The organism is Alicyclobacillus vulcanalis (assembly GCF_900156755.1).
GTDB lineage: Bacteria > Bacillota > Bacilli > Alicyclobacillales > Alicyclobacillaceae > Alicyclobacillus > Alicyclobacillus vulcanalis.
This window is the reverse complement of the sequence record NZ_FTOO01000001.1, coordinates 190,025-210,600: the sequence shown is the minus strand read 5'-3', so window position 1 is coordinate 210,600 and position 20,576 is coordinate 190,025. Positions and strand designations below refer to the sequence as shown.

Below are 20,576 nucleotides of genomic sequence, written 5' to 3'. Positions count from 1 at the left end.
TTTCAGGTGATGTCGCGCCTCACGCCATCTGCGCACTGCGAAACCACTCGATGGCGCGGCGCAGCGCGTCCTCGATGGGCGATTGCGGTAAACCGAGTTCCCGCACCGCCTTGGAAGCGTCAAAATACATGGGCTCACGCGCCAACCGCACGCCCGCCACAGGCGCCCTCGCCGGCCGCTTCATGAGCGGCGAGACGATGCGCTCGTCGATCACGGCGTACGCCATGGCCGCGAAAAACGGAATCTTCAGCCGCGGCGGTTTCACGCCCGCGAGCTCTGCGATGAGCCGCACGAGCTCGCCGAAGTGCATGTTTCGATTGCCGAGGATGTACCGCTCGCCGGCGCGGCCGCGATCGTAGGCGAGCAGGTGCCCGATGGCGACATCCTCCACGGCGACGAGATTCAGGCCCGTCTCGACGTAGCCCGGCATCTTGCCGCGCATGGTGTCGAGCACGATGCGGCCGGTGGGCGTCGGTTTCACGTCGTACGGCCCGACGGGCGTGGACGGGTTGACGACGACCACGTCCATGCCCTGCGCCGCGGCTTCCATGACGAGGCGCTCCGCGAGCACCTTGGTGCGCTTGTAGGTGCTCACCACGCGGTCGGGATCGTTGAAGCCGTCGTCCTCCGTCGCGGGGCGCCCATCGTGCCGCAGCTTCACCGCCGCGGTGGAACTCGTGTAGACGAGGCGCGGCCCCCCTGCGAGGCGAACCGCCTCCAACACGCGCCGCGTGCCCTCGACGTTCGCCGCGTACATGAGCGCGTCGTCGCGGGGATCGAGCGAGTAGTGCGCGGCGACGTGAAACACGGCGTCGCAGCCGTCGATCCCGTCGAGGAGCCCTTGGCCGGTGGCGAGATCGCCCTCGACCATCTCGACGCCGAGCGCCGCGAGGTGCGGCGCGGCATTGGGGCGCCGGACGAGCGCGCGCACACGGTGGCCGCTCATGACGAGCACTCGGGCCACGTGATACCCGACAAAGCCGGAGCCCCCGGTCACGAACGCCAGCAAGGCCATTCCCTCCCGAACTCGCGAAGCATGCGCCTCGCGCGAAGTGCGCGAGCGGGCAGGCGGAGAGCGCTCGGCCACGCCGATGGATGCCACGACGCAATGGGCTCCTGTGCCTCATCCAGCACGGCGCGGACGGCGAAAAACGGAATGCCGGCCGCGCGCGAGGCGCGCGCCCAGGCGAACGTCTCCTGATCGACGGCGCAGGCGCCGCTCAGGCGGGCGAGCTCCCGCTTGTCCGCGGGCGTCGAAGCGATGCGCTCGACGGACACCATCCGCCCACCGATGTGCGCCCGGACGCCGTGCGCGCCGGCGATGCGCCGGGCAATGTCCGCAAACGCCGCGTCCATCGCCAGTGGCTCCCGCTCGCCGTCGGGGGTCACCGCCTCGCTCGGCAGGACGAGATCGCCCGAGGAGAGTGCGGCGTCCAAGCCGCCGCACACCCCGGCGCCCACGACGAGCGCAGGGCGCACCGCATCGAGGAGCTGCATCAGGCCGTCGCCCGCGCGCGCAGGCCCCACGCCCGTCGCCCGGACCACCCATCCGGGGCGGCGGGCAAGATGGCGAAACGCCGCGCGTTCAAATCGAAGCGCGGTGACGACGAGCACGGTCACGAGGCGAAGAACCACCGCACGAGGCGCCAGGTATCGCGCGGCGTCAGGGCCTTCAGCGCAGCCATCTCGTAGCCGGAGTGCATCATGCAGCTGGCGCAGCGAGGGTTTTCGCCGTAACCGAACTCGTCCCAGTTCGTCTTTTCCATCATTTCCTGGAACGTATCGTAGTGTTCATCCGTCAACAGATAGCAGGGGCCTTTCCAGCCCTTCGGGTTCCGGTTCGGCATCGCCCACGGCGTGCAGCGCAGCTCCCGTTTGCCCTGCAGGAAGTCGAAGTAGATGGGCGTGTCGTAGAAGCGGATGCGGTCTCCGCAGCGCGCCATGATGTCCCGCACGAGCTCGTGGACTTCCTTGCGGTGCAGGAAGATGTCGCTGTGCGACGGATCGACCTCTTCGTAGGTGAACGCCGGGGAGACGATGCAGTTGTCGACGCCCATCTCCATGAGCTCGAGCAGGAGTTCCGCCGTGTCCTCCGCGCTCGCGCCCTTGTAGAGCGTCGTGTTGGTCGCCACGCGGAAGCCGCGCTCCTTGGCCGCCTTGATGCCCTTCATCACGATGTCGAAGACGCCCTTGCGCTCCACCATCTTGTCGTGGTGCTCTCGCTTGCCATCCAGGTGGAACACAAACGTGAAGTTCGGATGCGGCTTCAGCTTGTCGATGACCCGGTGCAACAGAATGCCGTTGGTGCAGAGCATCACGAGCTTGCGCCGCTCCAGCATGCCATTGACGATCTCGACAATCTCGGGGTGCACGAGCGGCTCTCCACCCGCGATCGAGACCGCGGGCGCGCCGCATTCATCGATGGCCTTGAAGCAATCCTCCGCCGTCATGCGCATCTTCAGCACGTCGGGGCTCTGCCTGATTTTTCCGCACCCCGTGCACGTCAAGTTGCACAGTTCGGTCGGCTCGAGCATCAGGACCATCGGATACCGCTTGACGCCCTTGATGCGGTTCTTCGCCAGGTACTTCACCATGTCGACCGTTGCGGAGAACGACTGTCGCGCCATGCCGATCCCTCCTCCTCAATCCGATTCGACACATGAGTCCGTAGAAAAAAGGCCATCTAAGGGAAGGATATCCCTGCTGCGGCGCGATCGCAAATCATCCCAGCCCGCGCGGCTGCGCCTCAATTGGCCCGCCCGCGCGCGTCCATCCAAGCCGCGAGCCCCCGCGCCTCGAGCCACTCGCGCAGCCAGCCCAGGATGACGACCGGCTTGCCGCGCAACTCGGAGAAATTCCGGCAGCCCGTCAGCACAAGCAGCGCGCGAAGCCCGAAGTGCAGCTCCTCCATAAATCGATTCAGCTGCGCCTCCCCGTCCGCCTGCGTCGCCATGCGGACAAGCGGCCCCGCGATGCCCACCGCCCGCGCGCCGAGCGCCATCGCCTTGGCGACGTCGAGCGCGGTGCGAATGCCCCCGGACGCGATCACGTCCACCCGGTGGCCGGCAGCTGCCTGCACCTCGCACACTGCGGCGGCAGTCCTGAGCCCCCATCGGCTCCAGAATTCGTCGATCTCGACGCCCCGCCGCCAGGCCTCGACGGCGATGAAGTTCGTCCCGCCCAGTCCGCCCACGTCGATGGCGCGCACGCCGGCGTCCGCAAATCGGGTGGCGTCCTCCGCCGAGATGCCCTGCCCGACCTCCTTCGCCACCACCGGCACGCCCACCCCATGCGCCACTTCTGCCAGCGCCTCGAGCGCCCCGCGAAAGTCGCGATCGCCTTCGGCCATAAACAGCTCCTGCGCCGCGTTGAAGTGAACCTGGAGGAGATTCGCGCCGACCAGCTCCACCGCCTGCCGCGCGCGCTCCAGCCGCGTGCCCATGCCCACGTTGGCGATGACGATCCCGTCCTCGTGAATCTCGCGCACGACGCGGTACGTGTAGGCCACCTCCGGGGAGGCCAATCCAGCCGATGCAGAGCCGAGCGCCATGGCCAGCCCGAATCGGCGCGCGACCTGCGCAAGCCTGCGGTTGATGTCGTACACTTCGTCGGCGCCGCCCGTCATCGCGTTGATGATGATCGGCGACTCGAGGCGCACGCCGCAGATTTCGGTGGCCAGGGACACGTCGTCCCAGGCCACCTCCGGCACGGCGCAGGGGACGAGCTCGACGCATTCAAACCCGCTCGAGACGCTCGCCGGATCGCCGAGCGCCTGCACGGCCTGCACGTGCTCGACCTTGCGCCGCTGCCGGATATCCTGCGTCAACGTCATACGGCTTCCCTCTTTCCGTCCGGGACCTAGCTGCCTCAGGTGCCGACCCGGTTCAGGGCGTGTTGCACCTGACCGGCCTGACGCACGAGTTCCAAGGCATCCTCCACGATTCCGTCGGCGCAAAGCCCCAAACGCTGCAAGACCTCATCGCGGCCGCCGTGCTCGACAAAGTGGTCCGGCACGCCTTTGCGGCGCATGGGCACCATGACGCCATGATCGATGAGCAGCTCCGCGACCGCAGACCCCATGCCGCCGGCGAGCGACGCCTCCTCCACGGTGAGGATGGGCCTTCCCGTGCGCGCCAGGCTGAGCAGGAGCTCTTCGTCGAGCGGCTTCACGAAGCGCAGGTTGACCACCGTCGCCTCCACCTGGTGCTTCGCGGCGAGCCGCTCGGCCGCCTTCACGGCCTCCGGCACCATGGTGCCGAGCGCGACAATGGTGAGATGGCGCCCTTCCCGGACGATCTCGGCCTTCCCCCAGGGCAGGGCGTGCAGCGGTTCGTCCATGGGCACGCCCACGCCGTCCGCGCGCGGATATCGCACCGCCACCGGCCCCTCGTGCTGCATGGCGGTGTACAGCATGTGCCGAAGCTCGTTTTCGTCCTTCGGCATCATGATGGACATGTTCGGCACCGTGCGCAGGTACGCGATGTCAAAGACGCCCTGGTGCGTCTCTCCGTCCGGCCCCACGATCCCGGCGCGATCCACCGCGAGCACCACGGGGAGGTTTTGAATGCAGATGTCGTGGATGGTCTGATCGTATGCGCGCTGCAGAAACGTCGAATAGACGGCGAAGATGGGCCGTTTGCCCGCCGCTGCCAGCCCCGCGCAGAACGTCGCCGCGTGTTGTTCGGCGATGCCCACGTCGAAGGTGCGCGTGGGGAACTCCTTTTGAAATTTGACGAGGCCGCTTCCCGACAACATGGCCGGCGTGACCACGACGATGCGCTCGTCCTTCCTCGCCATCTCCGCCACGGTCTGTGCGAACACGCTGGTGTACGAAGGCGCCTGATTCGGCTTCGCCGCGCTGGGCCACGCGTGCCACTTGTCCTCCGAGCTCTCGGCCTGCGGGTAGCCCTTGCCCTTCTGCGTGAGAACGTGCAGCAGGATGGGGCCTTTGAGCTCCTTGACCCGCTCCAGGACCGGCAGGAGCTGGCGAAGATCGTGCCCATCGATCGGCCCGATGTACTTGAAGCCGAATCCTTCAAACGGCGTGATCGGCAGGATCATGTGGCGCGCCGCTTCCATCGCGCGGTCCAACACCTTGGTCATCTTCTGGCCGACATTGTTCAAATGGCGCAGGAGATGATCGATGTCCTGCTTGGCCCGGGCGTAGTTCGGATCCGTCCGCAGGCGCGTGAGGTACTTGGAAACCGCACCGACGTTGTTCGAGATCGACATCTCGTTGTCGTTCAAAATGACGATGAGATCGGTGCCGAGGTCGCCCGCGTGGTTCATGGCTTCCATTGCCATGCCGCCCGTCAGCGCCCCGTCACCGATCACGGCGATCACGTGATAATCCTCGTTGCGCAAATCCCGCGCCACGGCCATGCCCAGTGCCGCCGAGATGCTCGTCGACGAATGCCCTGCACCAAACGGATCATGTTCGCTCTCGGACCGCTTGAGAAAGCCGGCGAGCCCGCCGAGCTTGCGCAGCGTCGGAAACATGTCCTTGCGGCCGGTCAGGATTTTGTGCACATAACCCTGGTGACCGACATCCCACACGATTTTGTCTCGAGGGCTATCAAACACCCGGTGCAGCGCGATGGTCAGTTCCACGACGCCCATGTTGGCGCCAAAGTGCCCACCGGTCCTGGAAATGGACGTGACGAGAAAGTCGCGAATTTCCTGAGCCAACGTCTGCAACTGCGAATCGCTGAGCTTCTTCAAATCTCTTGGGTCGTGAATGGAATCGAGTAACGTAGTCAACACCTCGATTACACCAGAGTGTGAAACTGACGCCTCCGCCTCAGGACGTTTCGCACAGGCAAATCCGCGCGCTCACACCCCCTTGCTCAGTCGGTGTTCCGCAACATGAATGGATAAAGCCTCGTCTTATATGAAAGCGTACCAAAGTCAGGTGCAGACCTGCAATTGCGCAACCGAACTTTTCGTGGTACCAAACAACCAATTCACCGCGCTTCGTCCGTGTTCTGCCTGTGCGAGGCGGCGCGCACACCCGGCGCAGAAGCCCTCGATGTTGTATATGCCAGCCAGGACGAGCGTATGCGCCGCGACCCGCTACAGGTGGACGAACTGCAAAAGCGCCATCCCGCCATACGCGATGACGAACGCCGAGATCACCATACCCACCACGACGGCCAGCAACACCCGGAGCGGATGCCAACGTAGGATGCTTCCAATCGCGAGGCACGCATACGCCCCGAGCAGAGGACAAAGCGGCGCAAGCACCCAGACGCCGTATCGACCATATTTGCGCGACAACGCCTCCGCCTTTTCCATTCTCCGCCGCAAAAAGCGAAACCGCCGCACCGCTTGTCGAAAGCCCACGAGAATGAAAGGTACCGCGATCATATTGGCGAGGATGGAGATTCCGGCGCCCGTCGGCGGGTCGAAGCCGAGTGGAATGCTCGCGGCGGCTGCCGGCTGCGCCTCCAGCACGATGGACGTCCCAATGAGCGACAGGGTCGGCCACACGCGCCCCTGGCTGAGCCCAAGCGCCAGGCTGCCGCCAAAAAACAAAAGCGACGCCGCACCGCCGTACATGAGCAGCTGCCAAAACGGAAGCCTGGCCACCATGGAGGTCCATGACCGCGCCAAGGTATCACCTCCTACCCCCGTAGGACATGACAAAAGAGGCGTGTTGGCGAACGTGTGAGAGAGCAACGCGCAAAAAAGAGGAACGCAGGCGTCTTTGCAAGAATTGTACCTCAGGAACGCGCGGTGCGGTCCAAGCCTGCCCCACAAATGCGGTCCAAGCCCGCTCCAAATTTGATGTGTACGGCAAGCGAATCGCATCCATGCTAAACCGTTCAATCTCGCTCTCATTGCCCTGAGGTCGCGCGACGCTCACTCATCGGTCACAACAAGACTTGCCGTGCGCACGTCTTGCGGAGGCGCGATGCACGTGGGGCGAATTGTAGGCGGGCGAGCACTGCGTCTTTTTGAAGAAATTTTGAGCTGACACCTCGTAAGTTGAGAGCGGTGGCGTGTCGGGCCTCCTCTTCATCAAGCCCGCTAGACCCCCGCACACGAGCACATCTTCTGCTTCACGCGAATGGCCGGGTGATACCACGTGCCGACGACGAAGAAAGCGCTTCAACCCGATGTCCAAAGGCGAAAAGGCCCCATGCCCCGCCGCATGGCCCAAACGACGGTCCTCGCCGTCGCCGCGATCGGCGCCTTCGGCCTCAGCCCTGCCCGCTGCGCGGACACCGGCGTGCATGGGGCGACCGCGCACGGGCGGGCAGCGTCCATCAAGTCCGCGCTCGACGGCGCTTCGCCTGAGAACATCGATCATGGCGCATTATCCATTGCGGACCTCGGATGGGCCACCCTCAACTGGTCGGGTTATGCGCTCACCCAGGGGCGCTACTGGGACATCTCGGGCAGTTGGGTCGTCCCGTCGGTCAGCCCTTCGCCCGAAAACGCGTACTCTTCAACTTGGATTGGCATCGACGGTTTCTCGAACGACGATCTCATCCAGATTGGCACCGAACAAAATGACATCGGCGGAAAGCCTCAGGACTTCGCCTGGTGGGAAATCCGCCCCGTGCATCCCACGGAAGTCATCATCCCTTGGATGCACATCGCACCTGGGGACGCGATGTACGCGCGGATTGAACGGCTCAAAGGGACGCGCTGGGCGCTCACGCTCGACGACCTCACGCAAGGCGAGCAGTTCACCCTCACGCAGACGTACACCGGCCCTGGGGCGTCCGCTGAGTGGATTCAGGAAGCGCCTGAAATTCATGGCCGCGTGTCCACGCTCGCCGATTACGGGACCGTGACCTTCGTACCTGGCACCGTGAATGGGCGCCCGCCGGTGCTGCGCCCGTCCGAGGGCGGCTACATGGCGAACGACAATCTCATTTTGTCCGTGCCTTCGGCGCCCAATCCGGAGACAGAAGGATTCGAAGTGTTTTACGTCTTGCCCTCGTCCCACCGGGAACAGTCGCTCCTCGATGCGCCCGGCGTCTGGCCGCCCCCTGTGCCCCGGCTGGAGCCGTGAGCCTGAACGGCGTCTGAGGCGCGATACCGCGGCGCTCCTCCTCGCCCCGTGTTACACCCGAGGCGCTCCGAGTCGCCCCGTCTTTCGAAGTGAATTCGAGATTGATAAGGTAGGATGGTGAGACGCTTCGAATAGATACAGGGGGCAGAGTGCTCGTGGGGAAACGGTACCTGGATGAAATCGATTTGATGCGGGCGTTCGTCATCCTCGGCGTGCTGACGGTTCACACGCTGTCGTTCTTCAACGTGCTGAACAGCGACGGCACGCCGCAGTTTTATGTGCTTGGCGCACTCATCACGGCGACGCACTTCACGCGCGAAACGTTCATGTTTGTCACCGGCCTCGTGCTGTTTACCACGTACGTGCACCAAGATCCCTTTCGGCCCGGTCCCTTTTGGCGCAAACGATTTCAGCTCATCGCCATCCCCTACGTCGTCTGGACGCTCGCTTACATCGCGTTTGTCGCGCTCTTGACGCCAGGATTTTCGTGGACGTGGTCGACCCTGTTTCCCATTGTCGTCCACAACCTTTTGACGGGCAACATGTTCTTTCTCTACTTCCTTGTCGTCTCCATGCAGCTCTATCTCGTGTTCCCCCTCCTGCTCTCTGGCATTCGCAGAGCGGCGAGATACCATGTCCACATCCTTGTGGCGAGTTTTGCCCTGGAGATCTGCTTGATGTGGCTGAATCAAAACGTTTTGGACAGCCTGACGCTGAACAGCCATTGGCCCAAGTGGCTCTACGACCTCTACACGTATCGGGACCGCAACCTCTTGATGTATCAGTTCTGGTTCGTGGCGGGGGCTGTGCTCGCATGCCACTATGATCGCGTGGCGGAGTGGATGGTGCGACATCGGAAGGCGCTATTCATCACCCTCGGCGCCGCGCTCTTCGTGCTGTGGGGACACTACGCGCTGGAACGCCTGTTCTTACATGACAGCGAGGACGACGCGGAGCTCGTCCTCCAGCCCATCATGGTGCCTTACAGCCTGATTGTGACCTGCGCCTTTTGGTACGCAGGTCTCGCGTGGTCGAAGCGGCGCGAGCGACCCGGCTGGCGCCTTTTTTCGCGCTTCGTCCGCGTGGCGTCCCAGACCTCGTTTGGCATCTACTTACTCCAGCCATTCCCTCTCTACGCCATGGAAATCGTCATCGACCACCTGGACGCGCAGGGGATCCCGAGTTGGCTGCACTACGCGCTGCTGCCGCTCGCCATCCTGTTCACGTATTTCTCGTCGATGCTCGTGGCGTATGTGCTGATGAAAATCCCGTTCGTTTCGTACGCCGTGGGCCGCAGGGCGACCGTCGGCCGCAGGGCGCGGGAAACCGTCCGCCAAGCCGCGTGATGCGCTGGGGCGGCTCAGGCCCGCCCCTTTTCGACCATCGCCTTCAGGGTGACGTAATCCGTCTTGCCGCTTCCGAGCAGCGGAAATTCGTCGATCACGCGGATCTCGCCCGGAACGTGCATGCGGGAGTACCCGAGACGGTCGACGAGATCGCGCATCGGCGCAAGCGACAGGCCCTTGTGGGTGGTGGCCAGCACGATGCGCTCTCCGCGCGCCGGATCGGGAATGGAGACCGCGGCAAAGGCCGGATCGCCATACGCGCGCGCCGCGAGCTGCTCGACCAAGTTGAGGGAGATCATCTCGCCCGCGATCTTCGCAAACCGCTTGAGCCGCCCCACGATGGTGACAAAGCCTTCATCGTCCACCTCGACGACATCCCCTGTGTTGTACCAGCCCGTCTGCTCGACGAAGCCTTCGCCGTGCACCAAGTAGCCCTTCATGACGTTCGGACCTTGGACATGGAGGAGTCCCCCACGCTCAATGCCGTCGACAGGTTCCAGGCGATGGCGAATGCCAGGCAAAAAGCGCCCAACCGAGCCCTGCTTGTGATTGATGGGCGTATCCAACGACATGATGGGCGACGTCTCGGTGGCGCCGTAGCCCTGCATGATTTGCAGGCGAAACTTTTCGAGCCACGCCGCCTCCACCTCGGGCTTGAGCCGTTCCGCACCGGCCACGGCGTAGCGCAGGTGGCGGAACTGCTCTGGCGTCGCATGCTGGCCGTACTTTTCCAGAAACGATGAGGTGCCGAAGAGAATGGTGGATTGTTCTTGACCGCAGATCTCCGGGATGCGCTTATAGTGAAGCGGCGACGGATACAAATAGACCTGAATGCCCGCAATGAGCGGCAACAGCGCACCTGCCGCGAGCCCAAACGAGTGAAACATCGGCATGGCGTTCAACATCCGATCCTCGGTGCCGAAGTCGATGACGGATCGCGTCTGTTGGACGTTGGCGTAGATGTTTCCATGCGTCAGAACGACGCCGCGCGGCCGATACTCGCTGCCCGACGTAAACAGGATGATTTCCCTCGGCCCTGCGTGGGCTGGACGCCGCCTCCTGAACGCCCATAAGCCGACGAGTTTAGCCGAAAGCCCGAGGCTGCGCCGCACGTCCTCCATGTAATGAAGGGTGTAACGCGCCGAGAGCGCCTGCTCCAGTTCCTGAAGTTGCCCCTTGTCGATGAACTCCCGCGAGGTGAGGATGACGTCGACGCCCGCCGTTTCACACGCGTCCACGACCGTCTGAACGCCGCTCGAGTAATTCAGCATGACCGGCACGAGCCCTGCGTAAAACATCGCGAAGAGAACCACCACGTGCCCGACGGAGTTGGGCAGCATCACGCCCACCCGCTCGCGCCGGATCATCCGCCTGAGCGCGGTGCCAAGCACGTAGCTCTGGAGCAACACGTCCCGGTACGTCGCCTGGCCCATCAGGTCTTTGACCATCACGCGGTCCTCGCCGTAGTAGCGAGCCGACTGCACCAGCTCGTCGAACAGGTGGACCGAAGCCACGTCGCGCGGTCCCATGTAACTCTGAAGCAGGAATTCCTGGAGCGTGTTCAGGGCCATTCGCGGGTCGTCGAACGGAAGCGGATGGTCGTCGTCGACGGTGAGCGAGTGGCCATACACCGGGATGACGGGGATGCGCCGTTCCGTGGCGTAACGGGCCACCGCCTGAAAGCCGCGCTGATCCGTGTCGAGGGCGACCAGCGCTGCACCCGTGGAGAGCGCATCCATCAGCGGTTTCAGCGTGATGGGCCGCTCGGCGTCGATCAGGTGCACGCGGCGCGGCCGAAGCTCATTCGGATAACGCGCCTCGACTTTTCGATTGATGAATACGGGCACATCGCCTGGAAAAAGCGCCAACGTCTCGCGAAACCGCGTGTACAGGGTCACATTCAAAAGATAGATCGCTGGCTTGCGCCAACGTTCATCGGAAGAGAGCGCTTTCATAGTCATCTCCTATCACATTGCGATTCGGTCGGTTGTGGCAACAGTGTAGCACGGCTCGGCACCTTTCGGATACGCCCATTTATGGTATTCTTGAGCGGACGAACATTTCTGACGAGTGGGAGAGGACGCCATGAAATTCTCCGAAATGAAGTACCAGCGGCCGGACCTGGATGCGCTCAAACGCAGCGTGTCGCGCCTCATCGACGAATTCGAGGCTGCGACCACCGCCGACGCGGCCCTCGACGCCATTCAGGAAGTGAATCGGTTGCGCATGGATTTTCAAACCATGTTCGAACTCGCCTTCATCCGCAACTCCGTGGACACGAGGGACGAGTTCTACAAGGCGGAGAAGGCGTTTTTCGACGAGGCCTCACCCGAAGTGGAAGCGCTTGAGACGCGGCTCCGGCAGGCGCTCATCGCGTCTCCCCATCGGCCCGCCTTGGAGGAGCGACTCGGCCGTCAGTGGTTTCGGCTCGCCGAAGTGCAGACGAGATCGTTCGGCGATGCCGTTGTGCAGGACATGCAACGGGTCAATGCCCGCGTGACCGACTACAACCAACTGGTGGCGAGCGCGCGCATCTCGTTCGCAGGCGAAACGTACAACCTCAGTCAGATGGCGACCTTCACGCAGTCGACAGATCGCGACACGAGACGCAACGCCGCCCAGGCGATGTTCGGCTTCTTTGCAGAACACGGCGACGAGTTCGACCGCATCTACGACGATCTCGTCCGCATGCGCACCGCGATGGCGCAGAAACTGGGCTACGACAACTTCGTGCAGATGGGCTACGACCGCATGAACCGCACCGACTACGGTCCCAAGGAGATCGCCCAGTTTCGCGAGGCGATTCGCCGACACATCGTGCCTCTCGTCGCCGAGCTGCACGAGAAGCAGCGCGAGCGCCTCGGGCTGGATGCGCTCCGCATCTACGACACGGCGCTGCAGTTTCGCGATGGCAACCCGTGCCCCAAGGGCGATCCGGCGTGGATCCTCGACAACGGGAGGCGCATGTACGCTGAGCTGTCTTCGGAGACGGACGCGTTTTTCCGCTACATGGTCGACAACGAGCTGATGGACCTCCTCAGCCGCGACGGAAAGCGCGTGGGCGGATACTGCACGTTCATCCCGAACTTCAAGGCGCCCTTCATCTTCGCCAACTTCAACGGCACGCTGGGCGACGTCACCGTGCTCACGCACGAGGCGGGACACGCGTTTCAAGCGTACCAGTCGCGCGACATGAAGCTGCCCGAGTACTTCTTCCCGACGTCCGAAGCGGCCGAGATCGACTCCATGAGCATGGAATTTTTCACCTGGCCTTGGATGCCTTTGTTTTTCCAGGAGGATGCGGACAAGTTTTTCTACACCCACCTCGCCGACTCAGTGGCATCCATCGCGTACATGGCGGCGGTCGACGAGTTCCAACACGTGGTCTACGAGCACCCGGCGCTCACACCGGCCGAGCGGAAGGCCAAGTGGCGGGAACTCGAGCGAATCTATCTGGGCAGGAGCGATGGGTTTTACGAGGGCTTTCCCTACCTCGAGGAGGGCGGCTTCTGGCAGCGCCAGCTTCACATCTACAATTACCCGTTCTATTACATCGACTACGCACTCGCGCAGGTGTGCGCGCTTCAGTACTTCATCTGGATGCAAGAAAACCGCGAAGCGGCCTGGTCGTCCTACCTTCGCTTGTGCAGCCTGGGCGGAAGTCGATCGTTTCTCGAATTGGTGAACGAGGCGGGGCTGCGTTCGCCGTTTGAGGCGTCGACCTTGGAGGAACTGATGCCGAAGGTGCAGGACGCTCTCCGCGAGCTCGAGGCGCGCCTTCCCTCGTGAAGGTGGTTCTGTAGAGAGCGAGGGTCTCGCGCCCGATGGGGCTCGAGGCCCTCAGCGCCTGCGCGCAAGCCACCAGACGAGCGCCACGATGGCGATGAGCAGGAGGAGCGTGAAAGGAATGTGGCGCCCGATGCCGTAGCCGATGCCGAAGCCAAGCCCGTGAAACAACCCATTCAAGAACATGTGCCCGAGCCCGTACCCGCCATAACCGTACCCGTAGCTGTGCGAAAAGAATCCGTGGGACATCCCGAATCCTCGCAACCACCACATGAGCAAGCCTCCTCAAAATTTACATAGCGTTTACATCCACGGCACGTGCGCTTCACGCTCGACATGCATCATGCTTGTTGAACATGAAATCGATCGATGGAGGTCCTGACCTTGCGACGCGCATTCCTTCGCCGGGCGGCGCGCGCCGCGGCCTGGAGCGCCTCGGCCGTGATCGCCTGCGCGCTTGGCTACGCGGCCTTGAGCCACACCGACGCGCAAGCCGCCAACAGCACGGCGCCGATGGCCATGCCATCCAGCGCCGACGCCCAACCGTCGACAGCCTCGCTGCCCAACCTGACGAATGCCCAAATCCTACAAGAGAGCAAAGACGCTGTCAACCTGATGAACGAGGTCTCGCTCAAGCCCCGCGTGCTGCCCGGCGGCGTGAAGGAGTTCACGCTCACCGCCTCTCGTTTCGCCTGGAACTTCTACCGCAACGTGAACCTCTGGGCGTGGGGGTACAACGGCCAGGTGCCTGGCCCGCTCATCCGCGTCCGCGTGGGCGATCGCGTCGAGATCGTCGTGCACAACGATCTGCCGGAGCCGACGACGGTCCACTGGCATGGCCTGGCGGTGCCCAACGACATGGACGGCGTGCCCGGCTTTCCTGCGCCCGCCATTCCGCCGGGCGGCACGTTCATCTACCGGTTTACCGTGACCAACCAGATGGTCGGCACGCACTGGTATCACAGCCACTACGACGATGACTACCAGGTGGACGCCGGCTTGAACGGCGTGATCATCGTCGATCCCAGGACCACGCCGCCTGCCATGCGCCACGTGCGGGACGTGCTCTTCGTGCTCGGGGCCGGCAAGCAGAACGGCTCGGACAACGAGAACACGTTCCTCATCAACGGCAAGGCCTACCCGGACACGCCGCAGCTCACCGTGAAGCGCGGCACGACCGTCTACATGCGCATCGTCAACGCCTGTGCTGAGACGTTCCACGCCATGACCCTGGACGGCTACGACCTGACGGTTGCGGCGCAGGATGGGCAGCCCCAGCCCGATCCACAGACCGTCAGCGTGGTGTCCATCGCGCCAAGCGAAACGGTCGATGTCGAATTCACGGCCGACCGAACCGGGACCTTCCCGTTCTACGACACCGTGGCGAGCTCGCTCATCAACCCCAACGATCCGACCGATCTCGTCGGCGGCATGATGACGCTCATCCACGTCGTCCCGTGAGGAGGTGCGCCATGAGAAGACGCATGTCAGGCTTTGCGACGGGCCTTGGCATCGCGGCGGGGCTCGCCCTCAGTTCCGCCCTCGCCGCGCCGTTCTTCCACGCCGGGAACGCGTCCGCGGCGTCGACGATGTCGATGGCGCCGACGAGCACCATGGGCGCCCTGCCCGCGCCCGAAGGCGTGCCGGACGCAGGCCCGCTGTCGATCACGCCCGAGGTCATTCGCCAACAACAGGCTGACGCTGTCCGGGTCATGGACGAAGAAGGCCTGAAGCCACAGATCCTCTCCGGCGACATCAAGCGATTCACCCTCACCGCGAGCCAGGTGAACTGGTATTTGTACCCCGGCAAAGCGGTCGTCGCGTGCGGCTACAACGGCCAAGTGCCTGGCCCGGTCCTCCGCGTGCGCGTGGGCGATCGCGTCCAAATCCTCCTGAGAAACGAGCTGAACGAGCCCACCACGCTGCACATCCAGGGCCTCGATCTGCCGGCGTCGCAGTTGGGAATCGGAGACGTCACCGAATCCCCCATCCCTCCGGGCGGCGAACGCCTGTACAGCTTCACCGTGACGCCACAGATGGTGGGCACCCACCTGTACGAGAGCGGCACGGATATGGCCAGCGAGATCGACCAAGGACTGCACGGGGTGCTGCTCGTCGATCCGGCCCGGGGATCCCTTTATCCCCAGGCGAAGGTGGACGCGCTCTTCGAGATCGACGCGTGGATGGTGGACGGATCGACCACCGAAAACGCGTTTGGCCTGGACGGCAAGCCGTATCCCGACGCGCCCGAACTGACGGTGCCGTACGGCAGCCGCGTGGTGCTGCGCATCGTCAACGCGAGCGGGATGTGCTACCACGCCATGCACCTGCACGAGACGACGTTTTGGCTGCTGGCGGAAGACGGGCACCCCCTCGCCAAGCCGCGGCCGATGAACGTGCTCGCCATCGCGCCAGGTGAGACGGCCGATGTGGAATTTGTGGCAAACGTCAGGGGGGATTGGATGTTTCACTGCCACATCCTCGATCACATGATGAACCCAGACGACGAGGTGGACATGATGGGAGGGCTCGTGACCTTCATCCACGTCCGATGAGGCCACGGAACGATGCGGAGCAATCTGGCTCGCAGACGCCCCGCTGGGGGCGCTTCGCCCCTGCACCCGTAAGAGGCCGGAGGCGCCAGGCGCGCCTCGGCCTTTGCCTGGTCTTCTGTCTCTCAGTGCGGGATCTCGCCGAGCATGGTCACGCCCGACTGGATCTGCACCTGATGCTCCACAAGGTTCGAGGTGTTCTGAATCTGCGGCGCCTGCGCGGCGGTGATGTCCACGTCGTTCAGCGTGATGTTGGAGATCGGCGCGTTCGGGAGCCCGTTCATGTAGATGGACTGGCCCGCGTACTCGCACGACACGTTGGAAAACGTGATGTTCTCAAACTGTGGCACGTACGAGTTCGGCCCCGGCGCCTGCAGCGACGATGTGTCGGCGCCGTTGTCCACGTAACCATCGTCAAACGTGATGGCCGCACCGCTGATGTCGCGCATCACGATGTGGTCGATGTCGATATCCTCGACGAGGCCGCCCTTCCCCACGCCGCTCTTGAACCGAAGCCCAGCCTCCGTCCCGTCGTACACGTCGCCCGTCACCCACACGTTGCGGATGCCGCCGTCCGTGTAGCTTCCGACGGCGAAGCCGCTGTGGCCGTTGTGGACGATGCAGTCTGCCACGACGATGTCCTGCTCGTTGAACACGCCCGCTGCGTCGTTGCCGCTTGACTCAAGCGCAATGCCATCATCGCCCGTGTCGATCACATCCCGGTACAGGACGACATCCTGGTCCGCCGAAACGTCGATGCCGTCGGTGTTCTGCCCGTACCACGGGTTCCGAATGTTGACGCTGTCGATCACCACCCCGCTCGACGTGTTCACCTTCACGGTTGCAAACGGCGAGTTTTCAAACGTCACGCCCTCGAGCCACACGTTTTTGCATCCCTGAAAGTACACCATGTACGGTCGGAGGTAATCCTTCACCTGCAGGTCATCCTGATACGTCATGTGCGGATGCGCCTTGATATACGCCTGCGCATTCGCGCCCTGCGCTGTCGGCCACCACGTGCTTCCATCCGGCGTGACCACGCCGCCCGACGCGACCAGCGCATTCCATTGGTCGGCCGTGAGCTTCGACTTTTCCACCGGGCGCCACGTGTTGCCGGCGCCGTCGATCACGCCATGGCCCGTGATGGCGACATCTACCGCGTTCGTCGCGCTCAAGGGCGACTGCACCGTGTATCCGTCGCCACTTGGAACGAGCGGATACAGGTCGTGATCGCCCGAGAATTGCAGTTGCGCGCCGGACTCCACGTTCAAGTCGACGTGGCTCTTGAGCACGATGGGCCCGGTCACCCAGTAGCCGGGTGGAATATCGACAATACCGCCGCCGTGCTGACTGGCTGCGTCGATGGCCGCTTGAATGGCCTGTGTGTTCACCTGGCCCAAGCCGGGCTTCGCGCCGTACTGCGTGATGCTGTAGATTCGAGGCACGATGTTGGGCAGGCTGGGCATCGGCATCGCGAACGGAGCGCCGCGCAGGGTTTGGGCGAGCTCGGCCTCCAGCTGACCGGACCGCTCGATGAAGCCGGCCACGTTGTCGGCGCGGGCCGAGCGGGCGGAGGCGAGGGCCACGGACGTGATCGCCACCGCCATGCCGAGGCCTCCCGCGAGCGCGAGTTTCCTCTTCCTTTTGCGCACACCTTTCACCTCCTTTCGCGGTCATCCGCGCAGGCCTGTTGTGGCGATGCCGCGGACCACGTATTTCTGCAGGAAGAGGAAGATGAGGAAAAGCGGAATGAGCGACACCGTCGACATGGCGAACAGCGGCCCCCATTCCTCCTGAGCCACCGCGTTGGCGAGCGACTCCAGGCCGAGCGGCACCGTGAATTTTTGAGCCGAGTTGAGATAGATGAGCTGCGAGAAGAAGTCGTCCCAGCACCAGATAAAGCTGAAAATGGCCGTGGTGATGAGCGCGGGCACGATGAGCGGCAGAATCACCCGGACAAACAGGGTGAAGGCGTTGCAGCCATCCATTTTCGCCGCCTCATCCAACTCCTTCGGCAGGCCGCGGATAAATTGCACGATCAGGAAAATGAAGAACGGACTCCCGAAAAACGCGGGCACGATGAGCGGGTAATACGTGTTGATCCAGCCTAGGTAGTGAAACATCGCATACTGAGGGATCAGCGTCACCTGCGTGGGCAGCATCATGGTGATCATCATGATGCCGAACAGGATGGATTTCCCTCGGAACGTGAAGCGCGCAAAGCCGAAGGCCACGATGGCTGACGACATCACCGTGCCGATGGAGACGAGACAGGCGACCAACAGCGAGTGAAGGACAAAGGTGCCAAACGGAAGGCCCGGGATGGCGTTCCACCCTTGCGGATAATTCGCCAAGGTCCAATGCTTGGGCCAGAACGAGGCGCTGGAAAAGATCTCGTTGGTCGGTTTGAACGAGCCGAACACCATCCAGAGCACGGGGTAAATCAGGAAAAATCCGATGATCACGAGCACGGCGTGCGCCAGGACGATGCCTCGCCGCGTGCGGAGCGTGCCAGTCACATTCACTCCCCCTCTCGCTCACGATTCGTAGTACACGTAGCGGCTTCCAAACTTGAAAACCAAAAACGTCAACACACCCACCAGGACTAAGAGGAACCACGCGAGCGCGGACGCGTAACCCATGTTTTGGAAATTGAAAGCTTCCTCGTAGAGATACAGCGCGAAGAACAGCGTCGCATTGAGCGGCCCACCGTCCGTCACGATGTAGCCCTGCGTGAACTGGGTGAAACCGTTGATGATCGACATGATGAGATTGAAGAAAATCACGGGGGACAACATGGGCAGGGTGATGCGAAAGAATCGGTACACCCGGCTCGCTCCATCGACAATCGCGGCCTCATAAAGCGACTCGGGAATCTGCTTCAACCCCGCCACGAAGATCATCATGGCCGAACCAAACTGCCAGGCCTGCAGCATGGCCAACGTGAAGAGCGCGGTGCGTGGTTCGGCAAGCCAATTGGGCCCGTGAATGCCGACAAGCGCCAGACCTTTGTTGATGAGGCCGTCGGGCCCAAACATCTGTTGCCATAGGTAGGCGACCGCGACGCTCGTCCCGATGAGCGACGGAACGTAGTAGACCGTCCTGTACACGCCGATGCCCTTGACCTCAAGGCTGAGGAGCAGCGCGATGGCGAGCGCCACAATCATCTTGATGGGCACCGAGATCAGGATGTACTCCAGCGTGTCGGCCAGCGAAGTGGCAAACAGCTGGCTTTGGGTAAACATGTGCACGTAATTCTGAAGGCCGATCCACCGGGGCGGCTGCAACAGGTTGTAACTCGTGAAGGAGAGATACAGCGAGACGAGAATCGGCCCCAGAGAAAACACAACCAGGCCGAACATCCATGGGCTCAAAAACAAATACGCGACCTTCTCATTGCGCGGCCGCACAGCCTTCGCAGCGTTGCGCTGCTCCTTCACTTGGGCCTTCGTGGTGGTTGCCACAGCCACGCGATCACCCCGCTTTTCGCACTGGCCCGGCGTAGCGCCGGGCCCCGACTTTCGAGACGCCCCTCATTCGCCGCCGTTTTGCAAGAGATCATTGGCCTCCTGCATGAACTGCGCGGCACCTTGCTCAGGCGTCTCCTTGCCGTATTGAACGGCTTGAACCATATTCGCAAAATCCTGATCGATTTCCTTGTCCTGCTGCGGCGGCGGCGGATCGATGGGCGTGGCCACCTTGAGGGCCTCGTTCACCAGTTGAAACTCAGCCTTTTCAGGTGCCGAAATCCCTGAATTCATCAATTGGTTCCGGACGGACGACGACACCGGAATGCCTCGCACAAGGCCCAGCGCCTTACCGGCCTGGACGTTGTTCAACAGGAAGTTGACAAACAGCTCCGCTTGCTGCGGATATTTGGTCTTTGAATAGATGCTCCAGAACTGACTGGGTTTGATATACAACCCCTCGTCTCCACCCGGTTGCGTCGGCGGGAGGGCGAGCGCCAACTTGCGCGTCATCTCGCTCTGCAGGCTCACCACGTAGTTCACCCAAGTCAGCTCTGCGTCGGACTTGCCCTGCACCATCGGATCTGTGGGGTCCGCGGTTTGCTTGATGAGCGAAGTCACGGTTCCCGGTGGCACGACGCCTTCCTTGCGCAGGTTGGCCCAGTAGTCGAGATAGGAGACGAGCGTGCTCTGCGTAAAGCCGAGCTTCGTGCCCGTCGCGTCGTAGAGGTGCTGGCCGTGTTGACGCGCCCAGTAGCCAAACGTCTGCCAGCTTTCGTCGTCGTTCTCCGCCCATTTGCCGGTGAGCTTATGAACCTTCTGAAGAATGTCCGCCCACTGCTGCCAAGACACGCGTTGGCCGTGATAGCCCGCTTTCGCAAAGGCCGCCTGGTCATAGATCACCGCGTAGTTATTCAAGGCGTTTGGAATGCCGTACAGGGCGCCGTCGATGTAGCCGCTCTTCAGGACGCTCGGGCTGATGGTGGACAGTTGAATCTCCTTCGCGCCCTTGAGGTTCAGCAGCTGGCCCTCCTTGGCGTACGCGTCGATGTACTCGTAATCCATCTGCATGATGTCCGGCGCGTTTCCGCCAGCGACCTCAGTGGACAGCTTCGTGAAGTACTGATTAAACGGCCCGCCGAACTCCGTCTGAATGTGGATATTCGGATACGCCTTCTCAAACGCTTTCACGGCAGCGAACGTCACGGCTTCTTCCTTCGCGTCGCCCCAAAAACCAAAGGTGAGCGTCACCACGGGCTTGGAATCGGCGTTCCCCGCCCCTTGGGAAGAGGTGTTGGTGGCTTGGTTCCCCGGATTCGCCGCCGTACCGCATCCGGCCAGAACCAACGCGGCCGCGGCGCTCGCCGCTAACGTCCATTTCTTACGCATCCGGCTTCCTCCT

Annotated in this window: 17 protein-coding genes; 5 read left to right on the top strand and 12 right to left on the bottom strand. The window is 62.9% G+C overall.

The window, feature by feature from the left end; all coding sequences use genetic code 11:
* Positions 1-19: 19 nt before the first annotated feature.
* The 6 genes from hpnA to BW934_RS01010 form a co-directional block, all read right to left on the bottom strand.
* Entirely contained in the window at positions 20-1,015 is a 996-nt protein-coding gene (gene hpnA / locus BW934_RS01035; protein ID WP_234969447.1) for a hopanoid-associated sugar epimerase, read from the bottom strand.
* On the bottom strand, positions 994-1,635 hold the full coding sequence (locus BW934_RS01030) for a phosphorylase family protein (RefSeq protein ID WP_234969445.1): 642 nt from the start codon (positions 1,633-1,635) through the stop codon (positions 994-996). Before BW934_RS01030 ends, hpnA begins: the two co-directional genes overlap by 22 nt.
* Complete coding sequence (gene hpnH / locus BW934_RS01025; RefSeq protein WP_076344171.1) at positions 1,617-2,627, bottom strand: adenosyl-hopene transferase HpnH; 1,011 nt, start codon at positions 2,625-2,627, stop codon at positions 1,617-1,619. Before hpnH ends, BW934_RS01030 begins: the two co-directional genes overlap by 19 nt.
* Positions 2,628-2,746: 119 nt before the next feature.
* On the bottom strand, positions 2,747-3,832 hold the full coding sequence (fni, locus tag BW934_RS01020; RefSeq protein ID WP_234969444.1) for a type 2 isopentenyl-diphosphate Delta-isomerase: 1,086 nt from the start codon (positions 3,830-3,832) through the stop codon (positions 2,747-2,749).
* 35 nt (positions 3,833-3,867) lie between these two features.
* The gene (dxs, locus tag BW934_RS01015) at positions 3,868-5,763 is read right to left on the bottom strand and encodes a 1-deoxy-D-xylulose-5-phosphate synthase (RefSeq protein WP_076344169.1); all 1,896 of its coding nucleotides are present in this window, start codon (positions 5,761-5,763) and stop codon (positions 3,868-3,870) included.
* Between the two features lie 309 nt (positions 5,764-6,072).
* Positions 6,073-6,612: a small multi-drug export protein gene (locus BW934_RS01010; RefSeq protein ID WP_076344167.1), complete on the bottom strand. Its 540-nt coding sequence runs from the start codon at positions 6,610-6,612 to the stop codon at positions 6,073-6,075.
* Between the two features lie 475 nt (positions 6,613-7,087).
* On the opposite strand from BW934_RS01010, the gene BW934_RS01005 reads away from it, so the two are divergent.
* Both BW934_RS01005 and BW934_RS01000 read left to right on the top strand, forming a co-directional pair.
* Positions 7,088-8,023: a G1 family glutamic endopeptidase gene (locus BW934_RS01005; protein ID WP_234969443.1), complete on the top strand. Its 936-nt coding sequence runs from the start codon at positions 7,088-7,090 to the stop codon at positions 8,021-8,023.
* A 155-nt stretch (positions 8,024-8,178) separates the two neighbouring features.
* The gene (locus BW934_RS01000) at positions 8,179-9,369 is read left to right on the top strand and encodes an acyltransferase (protein ID WP_076344666.1); all 1,191 of its coding nucleotides are present in this window, start codon (positions 8,179-8,181) and stop codon (positions 9,367-9,369) included.
* A 14-nt stretch (positions 9,370-9,383) separates the two neighbouring features.
* Here the strand turns inward: BW934_RS01000 and BW934_RS00995 are convergent, their stop codons facing one another.
* Positions 9,384-11,324 carry an AMP-binding protein gene (locus BW934_RS00995; protein ID WP_076344165.1) on the bottom strand — a complete coding sequence of 647 codons (1,941 nt, stop codon included), beginning with the start codon at positions 11,322-11,324 and terminating at the stop codon, positions 9,384-9,386.
* A 130-nt stretch (positions 11,325-11,454) separates the two neighbouring features.
* On the opposite strand from BW934_RS00995, the gene BW934_RS00990 reads away from it, so the two are divergent.
* Positions 11,455-13,158 carry a M3 family oligoendopeptidase gene (locus BW934_RS00990; protein WP_076344163.1) on the top strand — a complete coding sequence of 568 codons (1,704 nt, stop codon included), beginning with the start codon at positions 11,455-11,457 and terminating at the stop codon, positions 13,156-13,158.
* Between the two features lie 51 nt (positions 13,159-13,209).
* Here BW934_RS00990 and BW934_RS00985 read toward each other — a convergent pair whose 3' ends face one another.
* Positions 13,210-13,428: a hypothetical protein gene (locus tag BW934_RS00985; RefSeq protein ID WP_084182391.1), complete on the bottom strand. Its 219-nt coding sequence runs from the start codon at positions 13,426-13,428 to the stop codon at positions 13,210-13,212.
* Positions 13,429-13,539: 111 nt separating this feature from the next.
* Here BW934_RS00985 and BW934_RS00980 point away from each other — a divergent pair, with 111 nt between their 5' ends.
* Positions 13,540-14,616 (top strand): multicopper oxidase family protein, encoded by a 1,077-nt coding sequence (locus BW934_RS00980; protein ID WP_084182389.1) that lies wholly within the window; start codon positions 13,540-13,542, stop codon positions 14,614-14,616.
* Positions 14,617-14,627: 11 nt separating this feature from the next.
* A complete protein-coding gene (locus tag BW934_RS00975; RefSeq protein ID WP_076344159.1) occupies positions 14,628-15,710 on the top strand; it encodes a multicopper oxidase family protein in 1,083 nt (360 codons plus the stop codon).
* Positions 15,711-15,832: 122 nt separating this feature from the next.
* On the opposite strand, the gene BW934_RS00970 is transcribed toward BW934_RS00975, so the two are convergent.
* The 4 genes from BW934_RS00970 to BW934_RS00955 form a co-directional block, all read right to left on the bottom strand.
* Positions 15,833-17,359, bottom strand: coding sequence for a glycoside hydrolase family 28 protein (locus BW934_RS00970; RefSeq protein WP_076344157.1), 1,527 nt, complete (start codon positions 17,357-17,359; stop codon positions 15,833-15,835).
* A gap of 21 nt (positions 17,360-17,380) precedes the next feature.
* The gene (locus BW934_RS00965) at positions 17,381-18,226 is read right to left on the bottom strand and encodes a carbohydrate ABC transporter permease (RefSeq protein ID WP_076344155.1); all 846 of its coding nucleotides are present in this window, start codon (positions 18,224-18,226) and stop codon (positions 17,381-17,383) included.
* Positions 18,227-18,244: 18 nt separating this feature from the next.
* Complete coding sequence (locus tag BW934_RS00960) at positions 18,245-19,177, bottom strand: carbohydrate ABC transporter permease (protein WP_084182387.1); 933 nt, start codon at positions 19,175-19,177, stop codon at positions 18,245-18,247.
* 63 nt (positions 19,178-19,240) lie between these two features.
* The gene (locus BW934_RS00955) at positions 19,241-20,563 is read right to left on the bottom strand and encodes an ABC transporter substrate-binding protein (protein WP_076344153.1); all 1,323 of its coding nucleotides are present in this window, start codon (positions 20,561-20,563) and stop codon (positions 19,241-19,243) included.
* Positions 20,564-20,576: the final 13 nt, after the last annotated feature.

Coding starts and splice junctions, on each gene's coding strand:
- fni (WP_234969444.1), bottom strand. CDS start 3,832: ATGACGTTGACGCAGGATATCCGGCAGCGGCGCAAGGTCGAGCACGTG.
- hpnH (WP_076344171.1), bottom strand. CDS start 2,627: ATGGCGCGACAGTCGTTCTCCGCAACGGTCGACATGGTGAAGTACCTG.
- BW934_RS00995 (WP_076344165.1), bottom strand. CDS start 11,324: ATGAAAGCGCTCTCTTCCGATGAACGTTGGCGCAAGCCAGCGATCTAT.
- BW934_RS00990 (WP_076344163.1), top strand. CDS start 11,455: ATGAAATTCTCCGAAATGAAGTACCAGCGGCCGGACCTGGATGCGCTC.
- BW934_RS00975 (WP_076344159.1), top strand. CDS start 14,628: ATGAGAAGACGCATGTCAGGCTTTGCGACGGGCCTTGGCATCGCGGCG.
- hpnA (WP_234969447.1), bottom strand. CDS start 1,015: ATGGCCTTGCTGGCGTTCGTGACCGGGGGCTCCGGCTTTGTCGGGTAT.
- BW934_RS00985 (WP_084182391.1), bottom strand. CDS start 13,428: ATGTGGTGGTTGCGAGGATTCGGGATGTCCCACGGATTCTTTTCGCAC.
- BW934_RS00955 (WP_076344153.1), bottom strand. CDS start 20,563: ATGCGTAAGAAATGGACGTTAGCGGCGAGCGCCGCGGCCGCGTTGGTT.